The sequence below is a fragment of the Pedobacter nanyangensis genome (genome assembly GCF_003313505.1).
GTDB classification, from domain to species: domain Bacteria; phylum Bacteroidota; class Bacteroidia; order Sphingobacteriales; family Sphingobacteriaceae; genus Pedobacter; species Pedobacter nanyangensis.
Map to the genome: position 1 here is coordinate 270,007 of NZ_QMHO01000003.1, position 17,148 is coordinate 287,154.

The 17,148-nt window shown below is 40.8% G+C and carries 14 protein-coding genes and 1 tRNA gene; 10 read left to right on the forward strand and 5 right to left on the reverse strand.

Annotation, left to right across the window (positions count from 1 at the left end; all coding sequences use genetic code 11):
• Nucleotides 1–21 precede the first annotated feature (21 nt).
• The 9 genes from DUT71_RS07170 to DUT71_RS07210 all read left to right on the forward strand — a co-directional run bounded on the left by DUT71_RS07170 (nt 22) and on the right by DUT71_RS07210 (nt 11,526).
• Entirely contained in the window at nt 22–1,410 is a 1,389-nt protein-coding gene (locus DUT71_RS07170; RefSeq protein ID WP_113661856.1) for a hypothetical protein, read from the forward strand.
• A 52-nt stretch (nt 1,411–1,462) separates the two neighbouring features.
• A complete protein-coding gene (locus DUT71_RS07175; RefSeq protein ID WP_113661857.1) occupies nt 1,463–2,479 on the forward strand; it encodes an acyltransferase family protein in 1,017 nt (338 codons plus the stop codon).
• A gap of 91 nt (nt 2,480–2,570) precedes the next feature.
• Entirely contained in the window at nt 2,571–4,280 is a 1,710-nt protein-coding gene (locus DUT71_RS07180) for a M3 family oligoendopeptidase (protein WP_113661858.1), read from the forward strand.
• 111 nt (nt 4,281–4,391) lie between these two features.
• Entirely contained in the window at nt 4,392–6,350 is a 1,959-nt protein-coding gene (locus DUT71_RS07185) for an amino acid permease (RefSeq protein ID WP_113661859.1), read from the forward strand.
• 180 nt (nt 6,351–6,530) lie between these two features.
• Nucleotides 6,531–7,682: an XrtY-associated glycosyltransferase XYAG1 gene (locus DUT71_RS07190; RefSeq protein ID WP_394341139.1), complete on the forward strand. Its 1,152-nt coding sequence runs from the start codon at nt 6,531–6,533 to the stop codon at nt 7,680–7,682.
• Nucleotides 7,679–8,296, forward strand: coding sequence for a class I SAM-dependent methyltransferase (locus DUT71_RS07195; protein WP_113661861.1), 618 nt, complete (start codon nt 7,679–7,681; stop codon nt 8,294–8,296). Before DUT71_RS07190 ends, DUT71_RS07195 begins: the two co-directional genes overlap by 4 nt.
• Nucleotides 8,296–9,159 carry a glycosyltransferase family 2 protein gene (locus tag DUT71_RS07200; RefSeq protein ID WP_113661862.1) on the forward strand — a complete coding sequence of 288 codons (864 nt, stop codon included), beginning with the start codon at nt 8,296–8,298 and terminating at the stop codon, nt 9,157–9,159. Before DUT71_RS07195 ends, DUT71_RS07200 begins: the two co-directional genes overlap by 1 nt.
• Nucleotides 9,152–9,727, forward strand: a complete 576-nt coding sequence (gene xrtY / locus DUT71_RS07205) for an exosortase Y (protein ID WP_113661863.1) — start codon at nt 9,152–9,154, stop codon at nt 9,725–9,727. Before DUT71_RS07200 ends, xrtY begins: the two co-directional genes overlap by 8 nt.
• Nucleotides 9,728–9,801: 74 nt before the next feature.
• Nucleotides 9,802–11,526, forward strand: a complete 1,725-nt coding sequence (locus DUT71_RS07210) for a carbamoyltransferase family protein (RefSeq protein WP_113661864.1) — start codon at nt 9,802–9,804, stop codon at nt 11,524–11,526.
• Nucleotides 11,527–11,596: 70 nt separating this feature from the next.
• Here DUT71_RS07210 and obgE read toward each other — a convergent pair whose 3' ends face one another.
• From obgE to DUT71_RS07235, 5 genes are all read right to left on the reverse strand, one after another.
• A complete protein-coding gene (obgE, locus tag DUT71_RS07215) occupies nt 11,597–12,607 on the reverse strand; it encodes a GTPase ObgE (protein ID WP_113661865.1) in 1,011 nt (336 codons plus the stop codon).
• 211 nt (nt 12,608–12,818) lie between these two features.
• Nucleotides 12,819–13,388, reverse strand: a complete 570-nt coding sequence (locus DUT71_RS07220; RefSeq protein WP_113661866.1) for an adenylate kinase — start codon at nt 13,386–13,388, stop codon at nt 12,819–12,821.
• Between the two features lie 218 nt (nt 13,389–13,606).
• Nucleotides 13,607–13,680, reverse strand: a tRNA-Arg gene (locus tag DUT71_RS07225).
• Nucleotides 13,681–14,013: 333 nt separating this feature from the next.
• Nucleotides 14,014–14,475, reverse strand: coding sequence for a redoxin domain-containing protein (locus tag DUT71_RS07230; RefSeq protein WP_113661867.1), 462 nt, complete (start codon nt 14,473–14,475; stop codon nt 14,014–14,016).
• A gap of 75 nt (nt 14,476–14,550) precedes the next feature.
• A complete protein-coding gene (locus DUT71_RS07235) occupies nt 14,551–15,450 on the reverse strand; it encodes an SDR family oxidoreductase (protein WP_113662130.1) in 900 nt (299 codons plus the stop codon).
• A gap of 151 nt (nt 15,451–15,601) precedes the next feature.
• Between DUT71_RS07235 and atpD the strand changes: the two genes are divergently transcribed.
• Nucleotides 15,602–17,104 carry a F0F1 ATP synthase subunit beta gene (atpD, locus tag DUT71_RS07240; RefSeq protein ID WP_113661868.1) on the forward strand — a complete coding sequence of 501 codons (1,503 nt, stop codon included), beginning with the start codon at nt 15,602–15,604 and terminating at the stop codon, nt 17,102–17,104.
• Nucleotides 17,105–17,148: the final 44 nt, after the last annotated feature.

Consider the following 17,148-nt stretch of genomic DNA (forward strand, 5'->3'; position numbering starts at 1 on the left):
TACAAATATCTCATTTTAAATTTGACACCAACTAACCAAAAAGCACTTCTAAATCGTTTAAATATAATATTTGCGATTATTTTAATTTTGCTGGTAGCCCTAGGATCTGGTAAAAATATTTTTGAAATATGTTATAGCATTTTAACATTTGCCATTATAACCAATCTATTTCTGATTAAACAACCTGTAGTTTTCTTTACGCTTTGTTACCATGCGCTACAGGCTACTATTAAAGTGTTTTTTGCTGAGGTAAATCAGATTTCGCTCAATGAACTTAACAATTACAGTGCTGAGGCAGATTTGGCAGAAGCATTGCGATTGAATTGCATTGGCCTTATTCTTTTAAGTTGCAGCATATATGTTTTTGTGCCCAAAAAGAATTTCTCTGTAAATCCAGTTAAGCTCGATATAAAAAAATTACTCTTCGTATATGCCGCTTTTATGCTCATAGAGCTTTTAGCCGGCACCTTGAGTCAGCTCAGCGGGATTTTTCAGCTCGTATATAAACTATCCGTTTTAAAATGGAGTATTCTTTTTTTAGTTGTTTACGCCAGCATGAAACAAAAAAAGAAATATTACTTTATCAGCGTAGTAGCAATGGAAGTAATAGTTAGTATGCTGTCGTATTTTTCGACATTTAAAAGTGCCTTGTTTGTTACTCTAATTGCCTTCCTCATTTTAGATTTCTACTATTTAAAAATCAGGGCAAAGTACTTTTTTATCTTTGGAGGATTGAGCGTTATCTTAATTTTCACCTGGCAAAGCATCAAAGGAGATTATCGGAACTTTCTTTCTGGTGGCGAAAAAAGCCAATCTGTAACGGTAGATTTTGTAGAAGCCTACGATAAGATAACTGATTTAGTTTCCGAAACCTCTCAAAGTGAACAGAAAGTGATCAATAACACCATAGATAGAATTTCCTATATAGATTTTTTTGCAGAATCGATTGTATATGTGCCAAATAATCGTCCGCACACAAACGGAATGTTGTGGATGGAAAGTTTAAGACATATAGCACAACCACGTTTGTTTTTCCCGAATAAAAAAGAAATTGATGATTCTCAAAAGACCATGGAATATACGGGACTTTTATTGGCTAGCGCAGAGCAAGGTACCTCTATTAGTTTGGGTTACATGGCAGAAAGCTATGTTGATTTTGGAAGTTATTTATTTGTGATCCCTATAATAATATTGGGACTCTTTATAGGCTGGCTCCTGAAGAAGTTATCTCAGAGTGGTATAAATGATTTATACTATTGGGCATTCTGCATTCCTTTCTATTTTCAGTTCTATGGACTGGAAATGGCTTCTGAAAAAATTCTAGGTTCTATTGTAATGTATTCGCTTATTGCGTTTGCTACCATTTATCTATTTAAAAAACATTTTGATTGGTTGGAAAGTAGACCATAGAAATTGATCATTAAAAAAGCTCTACTCCAAAAGAAGAAACGCTAAAATAACCATGTCTCAAAACCGTATACCAAACCTCGATCTTATCAGGGCCTTTGCCATTATTTTGGTGCTATACTACCATGTTACCCAAATGCTTGCAGGAAACCTGTTTACCAATAGAACATTATTTTATTTAGGGCACCATGGGGTAACTATCTTTTTCGTGTTAAGCGGCTTCCTAATTGGCGGGATATACTACAAAAAAGAGCAGGTTAAGCCTTCCAGGTTTTGGTTATCTAGGTTTTTGCGCACCTATCCGCCATATCTTATCATGTTATTGGTTTCTTGGCTGTCTGTTTACATTGCCCGAAAAGAGAATTTTGATTTCGGATTTCTGCTTCTTATACAAAACTTTTATAAAGAAATACCCTACTTTCTGGTTTCATGGTCTTTGGCAGTAGAAGAGCATTTTTACCTCCTATTTGCTTTGCTGATATGGGGAATAAAATCTAAAAAAGCCCAATTTTACTGTTGGATTTTACTCGCTATTTTCCCCACCTTCCTGCGTATATTATTTTATCACGAAGGAGGTGAATTTGGTTTTTATAAAACGGCCTCATTTTTACATATCGACAGTTTGGCCACGGGCGTAGTGCTTGCCTATCTCGTACAAGTTAAAAAAATGCTGGTCAAGGCAAAAAATTGGCAGCTGCTCACTTCCTTTGCCGCAATGATTGTGGTATTTTATCTCATAAGCAAATATGAAAACATCTATACCTGGAGTTTCGGACTTGCCTTGGCAAATATTTCCATTGGCTGTTGGCTACTTTTTTCCTATTATTCATCTACGGTGAAACTAGCCAAATCGAAATTTATACACCAAACCGCTATAATGGCTTACTCCATATACTTGGTACATCCCTTGGTAATCCATTTTTGCATGATGCTTTTCAAGAAACTCGCCATTTCATCTGTCTACCTACAGTACATCGCTACAATAGCCCTGATTTACCTGGTTAGCTACCCATTTTACCATGTAGTGGAAAAGAAAAGTATCGAGCTTAGAGATAGCCTGCTCAAAAATTAATCGGCTATTTTTTAAACAGCCCCCAAGTTAAAGAACGCTCACAAAACATTTAACCCCAATTTACGTTCAAAGCAATACAACATTCCATACCATGAGCACCATCATCAAAAAAACAAGAACATATATCCCACAAAATCTCGAAATCAAATGGGAAAACCTATCCCCTATATTTGAGGAACTGCAAAACAGAAATATCGACAATAAAGACGATTTAGAACAATGGCTACGCAATAAAAGCGAGCTTGAAGCAGCATTAGAAGAAGATTTTGCATGGCGCTACATCAAAATGAGTTGCGATACCGCCAACCAGCAACTGGTTAAAGATTTTCAGTACTTTGCTACCGAAATTGAGCCAAAAATAGCCCCCATTGCCAACCAGCTCAATAAGAAATTGGTAGAAAGTCCTTTCGTGGAACAATTGGACCAGCAAAAATATTTCGTTTACCTACGGAGCGTACGCAAAGCTTTGGAATTATTTAGGGAAGAAAATATCCCCCTATTCACCGAACTACAGGTAAAACAACAACAATACCAAGGCGTAACCGGAGCCATGAGCGTAACGCTTAACCAGCAGGAATATACCTTGGAACAAGCTGGAAATTTCCTCAAAGATACCGATAGAAGTGTTCGTCAGGATGCTTGGGAAACCATTCAACAAAGAAGACTGGTAGACAAAGACCAATTGAACATTCTTTTTGATGAATTGGTGAAATTACGCCATCAAGTGGCTTTAAATGCTGGTTTTGAAAACTATCGCGATTATATGTTTCAAGCACTTGGCCGTTTTGATTATAGCCCTAAAGACTGCTATGATTTTGCCGAAGCGATTGAAAAGGAAATTGTTCCCATTTTAAGAGAACAGGCCGAAAAACGTAGGCAAGCACTAGCTTTAGATGATTTGCGCCCATGGGATTTGGACGTAAGCACCACTGGAAAACCAGCGTTAAAACCTTTCCAAAATGGCGATGAGCTGATTGACAAATCTATTGCATGTTTCAACCAGATAAACCCTACCCTGGGCGAAAAACTAGCCCTCATGAAAGCAAACCAACTATTTGACGTAGAAAGCCGCATGGGTAAGGCCCCAGGAGGGTACAACTATCCCCTGGCCGAAACAGGTGCTCCATTCATTTTCATGAACTCGGCCAATTCCTTCCGTGATTTAACCACCATGGTACACGAAGGCGGGCATGCCATCCATACTTTCCTAACGGCCAATCTGGAACTTAACGATTTCAAGCACTGCCCATCAGAAGTGGCCGAACTGGCATCAATGAGCATGGAACTGATTTCTATGGACCAATGGTCGGTATATTTCGACCAGGAAGAAGACCTGATCAGGGCTAAAAAAGAACAATTGGTAGATGTACTGAAAACCCTGCCATGGGTGGCGATAATTGATCAGTTCCAACACTGGATTTACACCAATCCAGAACACAATGCCGCCGACAGAGAAGAGGCTTTTAAACAGATTTACCAAAGATTTGGGGCAGGTTTTGCCAATTGGGAAGGCTACGAAAAACAATTTGGCAATGTTTGGCAAAAACAACTGCACCTGTTTGAAGTACCATTTTACTACATCGAGTACGCCATTGCCCAACTAGGCGCCATAGCTGTTTGGAAAAACTATAAAGAAAACCCGCAGAAAGGCCTGCAACAATACCTTGATGCACTGACGCTAGGATATACTAAGCCGATGAACGAGATTTACGAAACTGCGGGAATCAAATTTGATTTTAGTGCAGCTTATATCAACGAGCTGGCAGCTTTTGTAAAAACTGAGTTAGAAAAATTAGACTAAGAGTAGATTTATAACAAAAAATGACGAATTAGATTCTTCGTTCCTTTCTGAATGAATAAGAAGTCTATTTATTTTTTTAAGTTTGAAACATCACCAATCAAACAATAGCGCATGCTAAAAAACCTGTTCAGAAAAAAATCTGTCAATAAAATATTAGCCGATGCCGCAAAAGGCTATGGCGACCATGAGCCCTCGCTGCACAAAACCCTGGGAATTAGAGATCTTACCGCTTTCGGGATTGCCGCAATCATAGGTGCCGGTATTTTCAGTACCATTGGTAAAGCCAGCGCAGATGGAGGGCCAGCAGTAATTTTCTTATTCATATTTACGGCCGTTGCCTGTAGTTTCGCAGCCTTTGCCTATGCAGAATTTGCTTCCATGGTACCCGTATCAGGCAGTGCCTACACTTATTCTTACGTAGCTTTTGGTGAGTTGGTAGCCTGGATCATTGGTTGGTCGCTCATTATGGAATATGCCATAGGCAATATTACGGTGGCCATTTCTTGGTCCGATTATTTTACGGGCCTGCTCTCCTCCATTAAAATTCCGGCGCTGGGCATCAACGGCATCCACGTGCCAGACTGGGCCAGCATGGACTATTTGACCGCCTACAATGGACATAAACATGCCGAAGCCCTGTTAAATGCAGGCAAGAGCATGGGCAATATAGACGAGGCCACCCGTGTGGCCGCAAACGCATGGAATACCGCCCCTCAACTTGGTAGTTTCCACCTCGTAGCCGACATTCCAGCACTGGCCATCATCATTTTCATTACCTGGCTGGTTTACCGCGGGATGAAAGAATCCAGAAATGCCAGCAATGCCATGGTAATTGTAAAGCTTGCCGTAATTTTACTGGTGTTGGCAGTAGGTATCTTTTATGTAGATACCGAAAATTGGAACCCTTTCGCACCTAACGGAATTTCGGGCGTGCTGAAGGGCGTATCGGCAGTATTCTTTGCCTACATTGGATTTGATGCCATCTCTACCACTGCCGAAGAATGTAAAAACCCACAACGTGATTTACCCAGGGGGATGATGTGGGCCATTGTAATTTGCACCATTCTCTATATCGCTATCGCACTGGTGTTAACAGGAATTGTAAAATACAACACTTTGGCCGTTGGCGATCCTTTGGCCTACGTTTTTGATCAAATAGACCTAAAGCTGATGAGCGGCATTATTGCCGTAAGTGCGGTATTTGCCATGGCCTCGGTATTGTTGGTTTTCCAAATGGGGCAACCTCGTATTTGGATGAGCATGAGCCGTGACGGGCTATTGCCAAAATCTTTCTCTAAAATCCATCCAAAATATAAAACCCCTTCTTTCTCTACGGTAGTAGTAGGTTTTGTGGTAGCCATTCCTTCGCTTTTCATGAACCTCACCACCGTTACAGATTTATGTTCTATCGGTACCTTGTTTGCCTTTGTGCTGGTATGTGCAGGAGTGTTGGTGCTTCAAAACAGGCCCGATGTACAACGTGGCAAATTCAAAATTCCTTATGTGAATGCAAAGTTTGTAATCCCTGTACTTTTTGTAGGCGCAATTATTTTAGCCTTCACAGAATTTAATAAGGAAACAATGGGCTTTATCTCAAATACACCTAAAGTAGTTAATCCAGTATCCTTCGTTACCTCTCTAAACAGTGAAGAATTAACAACCATCAAACAGGAAATCAGCGCTAGCCCCGTGGTACTCCAAGGCAAACAAATTGATGCTGAAGCCTATTTGAGCAATCTCAATGCTGAGCAGTATGAAAACTTCCTGAGCAAATCAACGGTAGATTATCATAAGAAATATGAGAGTGGATGGCATTTATTCAAACACAAAATCCCGATGTGGATTTTCCTGATCATCTGCGCAATAATTACCTACCTATCCATCCGTAAAAACCTTTCACTTATTCCAGTATTGGGCTTAATTTCATGTTTGTACATGATGTGCGAACTGGAACTGAGTAACTGGATCGGCTTTGGAATATGGTTGGCAGTTGGTTTAGTGATCTATTTCTTTTACGGCTACAAACACAGCAAATTAGCCAAGGAAGAAAATGGCGCTTTAAGCCACTAATATTTTGGGTAGTTTAAGGAAAAATTTAAGTTTTGGCCAAAGGAAATATGCAAACGGCACAGATGCCAAATTGAGCCTGTATACTTTATTTGGATAAAATTCAAATAACCTCTTATTTATTTCAGTTTTAAAAAAGTTCACGCTAACGTTTATCCTCTGGACACCTCAAGACTAAAAATCATTCAAATATGTGCGGCCTATAAACCTGCATACGTTTATGGAGGGCCAACCATGTCCGTATCAAAACTATCGGAAGCATTGGTAAAGGCAGGTCAGGAGGTGATGGTATTAACGACCACCGCTAATGGTAAAACAGAATTAAATGTTCCTACTGGTGTTGAACAAATAGTTGACGGCGTAAAGGTTTTTTATTTCAAAAGACTAACTAAAGATCATACCCATTTTTCTCCTGCCCTTTTTTATTTTTTACGCAAACTGATTATTAAAGAGAAAAAAGCAGACCGTAAAAATGAGTTGATCGTACACATCCATGCTTGGTGGAATTTAGTGTCTATTTTTTCGTGTTTGATCGCCAAAATGTATGGGATAAAAGTTGTTCTTTCTCCTAGAGGGATGCTAAACCCTTACACTCTTAAACATAAAAATTCGCTAACCAAAAGGCTGATTCATCAATTATTGGGCAAAAGCCTATTAAAAGGCATTGCTTATCACGCCACTAGCAAACAAGAATACGCTGATATTTTTGCGTTTACAGGTAAATCGCCCCAAATTATCCCAAATTTCATCCAACTCCCATCGGCACAACCTGCTGCGAGGAAAATAAATGGCGAATATCAGTTGCTTTTTTTAGGTCGCATCAACGAAATAAAAGGCTTGGAAAATCTGTTTTCAGCCTTAAGCCAAATAACGGTTAATTGGAAGCTCACGATTGCCGGTGATGGCGACTTGGCTTACGTAGATAACTTAAAGAAACTTTCTGCGCAAAAGAACATCTTCACAAAAGTTAGATGGGTGGGCCATGTTGATAACATTCAGAAATTTAACCTGCTTTCTTCCGCTGATGCTTTAGTTCTTCCCTCCTATAAAGAAAATTTCGCCAATGTAGTCATCGAAGCCCTAGCCGTAGGAACTCCCGTAATTGTAAGTAAGGATGCTGGTGTTGCAGAATATGTAGAAGAAAAGAATTTGGGGTGGATTACCTCAAATGATCCTGAGCTATTAGCAACAACAATCTCTCAATCTTTTGGGAATACTCAAAAACGTGCTCAAATTAGAGCTAACGCTCCATCAACAATTAAACGAGATTTTGATGAAGTTGCATTAGCGAAAAAATATATTGACATGTACAGCCATTTATTAGGAGAATCATGAGTACTTATAAAGAATATGGTTATAGCCATACACAACCAGATCATACACAATATTATATCTGGCAACCTATTGTATCATTGTTAAATAACACCTCCACAATTCTAGACTTAGGTTGTGGAAATGGTGCTTTCGCTAATGAATTAATAGCGAAAGGCTTTGATGTTTATGGTACCGATGCTTCCAGTAATGGTATTGAACAGGCCAACAGTATAAACCCTAATCACTTTTTTGTACAGGATCTGTCTTCTGATGATCTACCTATTGAACTAAAAGACAAAGAATTCAAAACCATCATTTCCACCGAAGTAATTGAACACCTATATGATCCACGTGCTTTTATCGCCTTTGCAAAAAGAGTGCTCCTCAAAAATGGCGGTGGAGAGCTTATTCTTTCAACTCCCTATCATGGCTATCTCAAAAATCTAGTTATTGCCATCACAGGAAAATGGGATCAGCATGCCAGCCCTCTTTGGGATGGTGGACATATTAAATTATGGTCAAAAAAGACATTAAGTACACTCCTAGAAGAACAAGGCTTTAAGGTAACCCACTTCCTAGGTTGTGGAAGATTACCCTATCTTTGGAAATCAATGGTGATTAGAGCCACAATTTAATGAGCCCAGCATTTAGTTTCATCATCTTAACTTTCAACGAAGAACAACACCTTCCTCGTTTGCTTAATTCTATCGCCCAGTTAAATGCACCAATCTTTATCCTGGATTCTGGAAGTACAGATGATACCTTAAAAATTGCGGAAAGTTTCGGTGCCAATGTGAAGTATCATCCCTTTGAAAACCATCCCAAACAATGGGATTATGCCCTTAAGAACTTTGAAGTGCAAACCCCTTGGATTATTGGTTTAGACGCTGACCAGATGGTTACTCCTGAATTGCTCGAATTGCTAATTAATTTCGACGACGAAGCGTATCATAATGTAGAAGGAATCTATTTTAACCGCAAGAATATCTTCAAAGGAAAATGGATTAAACACGGCGGTTATTACCCTAAATACCAATTAAAAATGTTTCGTTATGGAATTGGCTACTCTGACCTTAACGAAAATATGGACCATCGGTTTATTGTTAGCGGAAATACAGCCATTTGGAAAAAAGGGCACATTCTTGAAGAAAATCTCAAGGAAAACGAAATTCGTTTTTGGATCGATAAGCACAACCGTTACAGCGATTTGGTGGCCAACGAAGAAATTGAACGCATGTTGAATCTTCGGAAACAAACCATTAAGCCAAAACTGTTTGGACACCCATACCAACGCACAGCTTACCTGAAGAGCCTATGGTGGAAACTACCTCGCTTTTTTAGGCCTTTCATCTATTTTAGCTACAGAATGACCTTACAATTGGGTTTTTTAGATGGCAAAACAGGTATATTGTTCCATTTCCTGCAAGGTTTTTGGTTCAGGCTAATTGTTGACATAAAGATCTCGGAAAAGTTAAACCAAGCCAATAAAAATGGATAAGCTTATTCAAACAGGTAAAAACCTTTGGGCAGAACCTTACTTTAGGTTTATTGTTTACTTCATTTTGCTGTATCTGTTGCTTTACGGTTTTAACATTGCATTTATTGGCATTACAGCCGAAGGAGGGCTATATGTACCATTTCTAGACCAACACCTCAACTATATCAACTGGTGGCGCAACTTTACCATCAACAGTTCCGCAACGGTATTGCGCTGGATGGACTATCGGGTTTACACCAACGATTACCAGTTAAAGGTGATTGGCAGGCACGGTTTTACCATGGTTTATAGTTGTTTGGGCTATGGCATTATGAGCGTTTTTTGTGCCTTTGTGATAACCTTTCCCGGCCGTATTAGGGCCAGGTATGGTTTTCTTGTATTGGGCCTAGTAATTATTCAGTTGCTGAATACCTTACGATTAATTTTATTGTCGCTATATTGGGATAAGCGGAAACCCCTGTTTGCCATTGATCACCACGACTTATTCAACGTGGTAGTTTATGCCATTCTTATCTTACTTGTATATGTGTGGCTCAAGCACTTAAACAAGCAGCATAACAACTTATAGTTTTACTCCTTTTTGCTATATATCTTTCATTTTTAGTTATATCTTCGCAATCAGTTATTTAACAGCAAATGAATATGTATATTTTAGGAATTAACGCCTATCACGGTGATTCGTCGGCCTGTATTTACAAAGATGGCCAACTCATCGCTGCTTCGGAGGAAGAACGTTTCAGACGGATAAAACATTGGGCGGGATTTCCTATCGAAGCAATAAGATTTTGCTTGCAGGAAGCCGGAATCAATATCGAAGATATAGACCATATTGCCATATCCAGGGATCCTAAAGTCAACTTGGGCAAAAAGGCATTAACCGCTTTAAAAAACAGGTTAAACCTGGGCAATATCATCAACAGGGTTAAGAACCTGAAAAAAGCTGCTTCCATTGAAGAAGAATTTATGGAGCACTTTAACCTTAAAGCAGGTGGGCTAAAAGCCAAAATCCACAATGTGGAACACCATAGAAGCCATTTGGCAAGTGCGTTCTTTGCTTCTTCCTTTGAAGAATCGGCCCTGCTTTCCATTGATGGCTTTGGCGATTTTACCAGTACCATGACCGGTATTGGCAAAGGCAACAAAATTGAAGTACTGGATACCGTTTCCTATCCGCACTCCATTGGTGTGTTTTATACCACTTTTACACAATGGCTCGGTTTTCCGCACTATGGTGATGAATACAAGGTAATGGGCCTGGCGCCATACGGCCAACCGAGTTATCTGGAACAGTTGCGGAAGGTTATAAAACTTAAGGACAACGGTTTATTTGAACTGGAACTGAAATATTTCAACCATCCTAAAAAAGGCGTGAACATGGTTTGGGAAGGCGGAATTCCAGCAATGGACAGCTTGTACAGCGAAACGCTGATCAATGAATTTGGTCCGGCCAGAAAAGCTGACGAGCCTTTAACCCAAGTCCATAAAGATTGGGCTACCTCCGTACAAAGAATCACAGAAGAACTAATTTACCACCTGCTTACCCATCTTCAACAGAAAACTGGCCTGGAATCTGTTTGCATTGCTGGCGGCGTGGCACAAAACTCTGTGGCCAATGGTAAAATCTTATTAAAAACACCTTTTAAAAAAGTTTACATCCCGCCCGCCGGGCATGATGCCGGTACTTGTATAGGTGCGGCACTTTGGGTTTACAACCAGGTATTGGGCCAGCCCAGAACTGCCCCCATGTTGCACGGGTATTTGGGCAGCCGTTTCAGCAACCAGGACATAGAAGCCCTGCTCCAGCAAAAAAATATCAGCTACCAAAAACTTGAAGGCGAAGCGCTTTTTAGCAAGGTAACCGATTGCCTGATCAACTCGGGCGTAGTTGGCTGGTTCCAGGGCCGTGCCGAATTTGGCCCGAGAGCCTTGGGCCATCGCTCCATCATTGCCGACCCCAGACGTGAGGATGCCAAGGAAATTCTTAATGCTAAAATCAAAAGGAGAGAATCTTTCAGGCCGTTTGCACCTTCGATCTTAAAACAGCATATCCCCAATTACTTTGAACAGGTAGACGATGTCCCCTTTATGGAAAAAGTATTTCTGATTAAGGAAGAACAACGTGCCAAAATACCCGCTGTAACCCATGTTGACGGCACCGGCCGACTACAAAGCGTTGAACAGGAAATAGAACCGAAATATTACGGGCTGATCCATAATTTTTATGAAAAAACCGGGGTTCCCATATTGCTGAACACCTCATTCAACGAAAATGAACCCATTGTGAACACACCAGAAGAAGCTTTAAATTGTTTTCTGCGCACCAAAATGGACATGCTGGTGCTCGAAGATATTCTTATTGAAAGGTAGCTACAGCTGGCTCCCAAGCAAAAGCCCCGCACACTTGCGGGGCTTTTGCTTGATACGGTTATCGTAAAACCTAGTCGTTTCCCACTGGAGCGTTAATGGCTTTCCACAGTAAATCCTTTAATTCTACCAAGCCCTGCTGGGCCACCGACGAAATAAAAATATGGGGAATTTTAGGCAGTTCCTTTTCCATCTCTGCTTTTAACTCCTCATCAAGCATATCCGATTTGGTTACAGCCAACAGATGAGGTTTCTGCATCAGCTCTGGATTAAATTCCTGCAATTCGTTCTTCAATATCTGGTACTCTTCGGCAATCGTTCTGCTGGTATCAGCCGGAACCATAAACAGTAGTACAGAATTACGCTCTATGTGCCTTAAAAATCTAAAACCTAGGCCCTTTCCTTTAGATGCACCTTCGATAATTCCCGGAATATCAGCCATGATAAAGGACTTGGAATCACGATAAGAAACAATCCCCAAATTAGGGACCAAGGTGGTAAATGGATAATCAGCAATCTCAGGTTTCGCTGCAGACAACACCGAAAGCAAGGTAGATTTTCCCGCATTGGGGAAGCCCACCAAACCAACATCGGCCAATACTTTAAGCTCCAACACCACCCATTCTTCTTTTCCCGCCTCGCCAGGCTGTGCAAAACGTGGCGTTTGTAACGTGGCCGATTTAAAGTGGGCATTGCCCAATCCCCCACGGCCGCCCGCGGTTAAAACTTTAGTCTCTCCATCTTCCGTAATTTCAAAAAGCACCTCGCCGGTTTCGGCATTGCGGGCAATGGTGCCCAATGGCACCTCCAAAACCTCGTCTTTGCCCTGTTTTCCAAATTTGTGCCCACTACCTCCTGCACCGCCATCCTCAGCAATAATGTGCTTACGATACTTCAAGTGCAGAAGCGTCCAAAACTGCGTGTTGCCCTTTAGGATAATGTGCCCACCACGGCCACCGTCCCCACCATCAGGCCCGCCGGTAGCCGTATGCTTATCACGATGCAAATGTGCTGAACCAGCACCGCCTTTTCCTGAGCGGCAACAGATTTTTACATAATCAACAAAATTGGAACCTTGAGACATGGAGATTTACGATTTTTGATTTACAGATTACAACTGCCAAATGGCCACAATTGCTTTACACCACACTTAACATATTATGATGGTTTAGGCAATTAATTTTTCATTTAGGGGTTAAACTAAAAAAACAAACATCCGCAAAAATAACCAATGTATTTTATACGGATGCTTTATTCCTGATTAGCTAATTATCGAATTAACCAATTCTTAAACCTTAATACTGGTCAATTACTTCGCAAAGGCTATTGAAAATCACTTCTATTTCACCAATACCATTAACCTTTACTAGTTTATCCTGAGCTTGGTAATATGGCAATACATGGATGGTTTTGTTAAAATATTCATCGATGCGTTTTTTCAGCTTTTCAGCATCATCATCGGGTCTGCCACTAATTTTGTGTCGCTCGGCAATACGGCGGGTCAATTCATCCTGGTCTACATCCAAGGCTATTACACCGTTGATCTTCTCTCCCTTAGCTACCAAAAACTTATCCAATTCCTCTGCTTGGGGAACAGTACGCGGGAAACCATCGAAAATAAATCCTTTTGCATCAGGATTTTTATCTACTTCCTCTTCCAGCATGGCAATGGTAATGCTATCTGGCACTAACTCGCCGTCAGCAATTAATTTGCTAACCTGTTGTCCCAGTGGACTTTGATTTTTGATGTGGGCTCGAAATAAATCGCCTGTCGAAATGTGTACTAACTGATATTTATCAATTAACTTTTGAGATTGGGTGCCTTTGCCTGCACCTGGAGGGCCAAAAAGAACTAAATTTAGCATCAAATTAAGTTAACTACGCTCCTAAAAGGAAATCTATTTATTGTATTGAAGTGGCTCATCTTAAGCCATTTCTTTATGAGGTTGCAAATATATAAATATATATTAGCTCCACGGTCATTTTTTTCAATTTTTGGCTCTTTCCCTTTAAAAACTATCAATTGAAAACCAGAAAAGTTCGTAAACAAAAAAAGGCAGAAGCGGTTAACTTCTACCTTTTGTGCACTCGTAGGGATTCGAACCCCAAACCTTCTGATCCGTAGTCAGATGCTCTATCCAATTGAGCTACGAATGCGTTTCCCCCTAAGGGACTGCAAAAGTAATGTTTCAAATTTAAATTCACAATTTTTATTGCAAATATTCTAATCACAAAATTTAATTACCTGAAAAGCAACGCATTTGCTCCATTTAAAGCTCGTCCCGCTACAGGCTCATACTGCACCGGCCTTAGCCACCAGGCCGGTATCCGCCCGTATCGGGTTTAGTTTGCAGGTACCGTGCCCTGGTTAGCGTTTGCTAAACCCTATTGAAGTGGCCATGCTTTTTGCTGCGCTTCAACAAACCTGGTAAATTTTCAAAACTTACCAGGTTTGAGCAGCCCCCGTAAGGATGCCGGTTTTGGGAACGCTTATCCTGCAACCACTTTGTTAATGGCTGCAAAATCTGGCAGGTTGCCTGCATCTTCCAAAACCTCGGCATAAATCACCTTACCTTCTTCGTCAATCACAAAAGCCGAGCGCTTAGCGATGCCTTTTAAACCTAAAAAGTCTTCATACAAGGCACCGTAGGCTGCCGCCGTTTCCTTGTTAAAATCCGACAGCAAAGGGAACTGGTAAGCTTGTTCTTCCTTAAACTTAGCCAAGGTAAATGGCGAATCAACCGAAACGCCTAAAACTTGTGCGTTTAAACCATCGTAATAACCAAAGTTATCTCTCATGGTGCAAAGCTGCGTGGTGCAAACCCCTGTAAAAGCCAAAGGGAAAAAGTGAAGCACTACTTTTTTACCTTTAAAATCGCCCAAAGAAACTTCTTTTAGCGTTGTATCCTTTAATTTAAAATCTGGAGCCTGGGCCCCTACTTGTAATGACATATATTTATAATTTGATAATTTATTTAATTCGATGATTGGCTGATTAGCGTATTGTTGCACTAGCCAATGGTTCCTCTATCCCAACTGTTTGCGCACCAAAGCCAACCCCTCCTCAAAACTATGCGGTTGGTAGTTCAAATCGGTCATGGCTTTGTCTAAAATAAAACCAGTTTTTTGGGGGCGCTTGGCTTCCTGTCCTAAACTGTTGGAACTTATCTCGGTAATTAGCGACTTATCCAGGCTCCAGAAATCGGCAACTTTTCGCACCAGTTCCGCAATCGTCATCATTTCTCCCCCTGAAATGTGGTAAATCCCTTTTGCGCCATACTTAACGGCCAACAGGCAGGCTTCGGCCAAATCTTCCGCCAGGGTAGGCATACGCCATTGGTCGTTCACCACCTTAACCTGGTTTCCTTTTTCTAAAGCGCCCTTGGCCCAAAGTACTATATTGCTTCGGCTCATATCCTTCAGTATGCCATAAACCAAAATAGTTCTGATAATAGTCCAGTCGCCGCTCATTTGCTGCGTAATCTGCTCGGCTTCCAATTTACTTTTCCCGTAAAAGCTTAGCGGCTTTGGCTCATCAAGTTCCTGATAAGGACCGTTCAACCCATCGAAAACAAAATCGGTAGATACATATATAAAGTGTATGCCCATTTTTTCGCAAAGCGAAGCCAAAGTAGCCGTAGCTTTTACATTGAGGTTCCAACAGGCCTCGTTCTGTTGGTGGCAAATGTCCACATTGGTCATGGCGGCAGTATGTATAAGTACATGGGGCCTATGCTTTTTCAAAACAGCTTCCGCTTGTCCTGCATCCAAAACATCCAGCTGCTCGTACACATAGCCGTCTTTAATCGGATATTTATTTTCTCCTCTATTGGTGGCCACCAGATTCACCACACCATCTGCTAAAACTTTTTCGGTTATTTTCTGCCCTAAAAGGCCGTTACTACCTGTAACCAATACTGTTTTCATATCGGCTAAATTATCATTTATTAAACTGTTGAAAAACATTTTATTTCTATATAAAATTTACATTAAAATTTAATAACTTTGCCATCCGAAAAGCAGGCGCACAAAAACGCCTTTAACATTTTGATTTTTATAATTTTACCAAATACAAAATATGCCTAATATTGGAAAGATAGCGCAAATTATAGGTCCGGTAGTTGACGTGAGCTTTGTTAACGATGCCACTTTACCTAAAATTTTCTCTGCTTTAGAGATTAAAAAAGAAAATGGTCAAAAAATCGTTCTAGAGGTTCAGCAACACCTTGGTGAAGATCGTGTACGTGCCATTGCAATGGACTCAACCGATGGTTTAGTACGCGGAATGGATGCGGTTGATACTGGTGCACCTATCAAAATGCCTGTAGGCGATGAGATCAAAGGTCGTTTATTTAACGTAGTTGGTGAAGCTATCGACGGAATTAACACTTTAGATAATTCTGCAGGTAAGCCCATCCACAATGCCCCTCCTAAATTTGATGAGCTTTCTACCGAAACCGAGGTACTTTTCACGGGTATCAAAGTTATCGACTTATTAGAGCCTTACGCAAAAGGTGGTAAAATTGGATTGTTTGGTGGTGCGGGTGTAGGCAAAACCGTATTAATCATGGAGTTGGTAAACAACATCGCTAAAGCTTATGCTGGTTTGTCAGTATTTGCGGGTGTAGGTGAGCGTACTCGTGAGGGTAACGACTTATTGCGTGAGTTTATCGAGTCTGGCGTAATCAACTATGGCGACGAGTTTTTACACTCGATGGAAAAAGGCGGATGGGATTTGGACAAGGTTGATACTGAAAAATTAAAAGAATCAAAAGCAACATTGGTATTCGGTCAAATGAACGAGCCTCCTGGTGCACGTGCTCGTGTAGCCTTATCGGGTTTAACTGTGGCTGAATATTTCCGTGATGGCGATGGCGAAGGCGCTGGAAAAGATATCCTTTTCTTCGTTGACAATATCTTCCGTTTTACCCAAGCAGGTTCTGAGGTATCGGCACTATTAGGCCGTATGCCATCAGCGGTAGGTTACCAACCAACCCTAGCAACCGAGATGGGTTTAATGCAGGAGCGCATCACTTCAACCAAACGTGGCTCAATTACATCTGTACAAGCGGTTTACGTACCTGCGGATGACTTAACTGACCCGGCACCGGCAACAACTTTTGCCCACTTAGACGCAACTACAGTACTTTCTCGTAAAATCTCTGAGCTTGGTATTTACCCTGCGGTAGACCCACTAGACTCTACTTCACGTATCCTTTCTCCAGCAGTTTTAGGAGATGAGCACTACAACACTGCTCAACGTGTAAAAGAGATCCTGCAACGTTATAAAGAATTACAAGATATCATTGCGATTTTAGGTATGGACGAGTTATCTGAAGAAGATAAATTAACCGTACACAGAGCTCGTCGTGTTCAGCGTTTCTTGTCGCAACCTTTCCACGTAGCAGAACAGTTCACTGGCTTGCAAGGCGTATTGGTAGACATTAAAGATACCATCAAAGGCTTTAACATGATCATGGATGGCGAAGTTGATGAGTATCCAGAAGCTGCATTTAACTTGGTAGGTAGCATTGAAGATGCTATTGAAAAAGGCAAAAAATTATTGACAGAAGCTAACTAAAGTTAAAAGTAATAAGTTGTAAGTAGTAAGTTTAAAACTCGCTA